Genomic DNA, 2,021 nt, shown 5'->3' on the forward strand with positions numbered 1-2,021 from the left:
GCGCCCCAAAGCTTAGTGTTATGCATCAGGAAGATTCATGGATCGACTGCCTCTTTCACCAGAACCGGATAACCAACATTTGTTATTAAGAATGGCGGCGTCAGACACCTTTAGTCTGGCATTAACTGTGGTTTTGTTTGGAAATGCTCTATCAACAATTCGCCCAGAAAGCATTCTTTGGGGGTTAGCTGGCCTATTTTGTCTTTACCTTTTCGTAAGTGACTGCACAGAAAAAAGTGAAGTCACTGTGTTAATGAAGAATATTTCTTCATTTAGGGCATACTCAATTTTAACCTATATCACAGTTGCTCTCTCAGGCATCATGATAACTTTTGGTGCTCCTGTAATTTTTAATACCATTGTTATTGTTCCTGTTGTTACAAATGCATTGATAGTTCGGCCATTTGTATTCGCAGACTTATACAAGAAAAACTATACAAGGTTGTTTGGGATCGTTGATGCATAACAAAAAAATTAAGTCACTCGCTGTCGCTCGTTGGGACGCTAACACGCAGGGCCGCTTCGCTATTATGCCCTACGTGCCAGCGCCCCTTATTTAAGGGTTAGAAGCCAAGGAGAATCATGGCTCGTCGTTCAGAGTTCAAGGGAATTGTAAGAAACTTTGCTCATATGCTAAATAACCGCAATAACGATCATCTTGGTTACTGGGCTATAGGGCAACTATGTTTAATCGCAGAGCAAGAAAACATCTCTTCTATCTCAATCAATCTGCTAGAAGTAGAACATAGCTGCGTTAAAAATTGCCTTGAACCATTTGCTAAAAGCATGCACGAATTGCTTATTAAAATGCTGAATTCTCATAAAATTCCCTCATCATGGCTTAAGTCAGCCAATGTTACTTTTAGTTTCAATGAGCAATATCAAAAGCAGTATCACTATTGGCGTTCAGCGCTGGGCTCACCTTACCTAGTAACGTTGGAAATCACTTCAGATTTAGGCAAGGTGTATAAACAAACATTTGGTGGTAATGTAAATCCACATGATCCTCGTAGGGAACAACGGCGTGCAGGCTTCTAACAAAAAAATTATGTCGCCCGCAGGCGGGCTGGGACACAAACAGGCAGGCGGCTTCGCCATTGTAGCCTGCCTGTTTGTGCCCCATATTTAGGTGTTATGTGTCATCAGATACTTAGGAATCTATCGTTATGGAAGAGTCAGATATTAAAAAGTTTCAAGACGCTAAAAGAGGCTTAGTTGGTCTAAAGCTTTCTTCATTTGTCTTGCTTTTAGTCAGTGTGTTTTTGCCATTTTCTCATTCTCTAGGTATTTCACAGCATTTGATTTATTTTGTTCCTGGACTTGCTGTTTTTGTTTTTGTCGGTATTTGGGGTGGCTATAAAGGCGTTTCACACCAAGATCTCTTAAACATAATTGAGCGACAAATAGCTAGAGATCCAAAAGCAATTCAGAGGTTGTCTAAACGTGACACATAACAAGCCACTCAAGGTTCTCGCTACGCTCGCTGGGACGCTAACACATGGGCTGCGTCACTTCGTTCCTAATTTTAGCCCATGTGTTATCGCCCCTTAGTGGGAAGTTATATGACAAAGGGACTTTTGTGTTTCCAATCTTCTTTTTAATTTCATTTCTTCTTGGAAATTTCATAGGCTTTCGAATTGTTCTCCGCCTACTCAAAGTGAATGAAAATGTGAACAAGCGTAGTATGCTACTTACTGGTTTGTTTTTAATTACACAGGCTTTTTCAGCTTCAATTGTCTATTTGGCAGATTTAGTAGAGCCAGCTTCTGTTGTAATATCCATATTGCTCTTTTCGTTCATTTTAAAACGCTTTATGGTTTTGAAACTCTGGCAAGTTATATTGATACCCATCGGTGTATCATTACTTTCTGGGTTTATATTGGCTATTTTGCTAATCTCTACAGTGCAATTATGGGGTGGCGCTAGGGCTTAATCAGCATGTCATATAACAACCCAATCAACACACTCACTGCGTTCGCTGGGACGCATACACGCGGGGCGGCTGCGCCATTATGCCCCAC

The 2,021-nt window shown here is 40.8% G+C and carries 4 protein-coding genes; all 4 read left to right on the forward strand.

Annotation, left to right across the window (positions count from 1 at the left end; translation table 11 throughout):
• The first annotated feature begins 37 nt into the window (after window positions 1-37).
• The 4 genes from ACX5KA_RS13130 (at window position 38) to ACX5KA_RS13145 (ending at window position 1,933) form a co-directional block, all read left to right on the forward strand.
• Entirely contained in the window at window positions 38-466 is a 429-nt protein-coding gene (locus ACX5KA_RS13130; RefSeq protein WP_458731361.1) for a hypothetical protein, read from the forward strand.
• A 116-nt stretch (window positions 467-582) separates the two neighbouring features.
• The gene (locus ACX5KA_RS13135; RefSeq protein ID WP_458731362.1) at window positions 583-1,038 is read left to right on the forward strand and encodes a hypothetical protein; all 456 of its coding nucleotides are present in this window, start codon (window positions 583-585) and stop codon (window positions 1,036-1,038) included.
• A gap of 128 nt (window positions 1,039-1,166) precedes the next feature.
• Window positions 1,167-1,454 carry a hypothetical protein gene (locus ACX5KA_RS13140; RefSeq protein WP_202942506.1) on the forward strand — a complete coding sequence of 96 codons (288 nt, stop codon included), beginning with the start codon at window positions 1,167-1,169 and terminating at the stop codon, window positions 1,452-1,454.
• A gap of 125 nt (window positions 1,455-1,579) precedes the next feature.
• Window positions 1,580-1,933 carry a hypothetical protein gene (locus tag ACX5KA_RS13145; RefSeq protein ID WP_168463669.1) on the forward strand — a complete coding sequence of 118 codons (354 nt, stop codon included), beginning with the start codon at window positions 1,580-1,582 and terminating at the stop codon, window positions 1,931-1,933.
• Window positions 1,934-2,021: the final 88 nt, after the last annotated feature.

Source organism: Alteromonas alvinellae, from assembly GCF_902705805.1.

Excerpts from the sequence above, each read along its gene's own strand:
- ACX5KA_RS13130 (WP_458731361.1), top strand. The coding sequence starts at position 38 with ATGGATCGACTGCCTCTTTCACCAGAACCGGATAACCAACATTTGTTA.
- ACX5KA_RS13135 (WP_458731362.1), top strand. The coding sequence starts at position 583 with ATGGCTCGTCGTTCAGAGTTCAAGGGAATTGTAAGAAACTTTGCTCAT.
- ACX5KA_RS13140 (WP_202942506.1), top strand. The coding sequence starts at position 1,167 with ATGGAAGAGTCAGATATTAAAAAGTTTCAAGACGCTAAAAGAGGCTTA.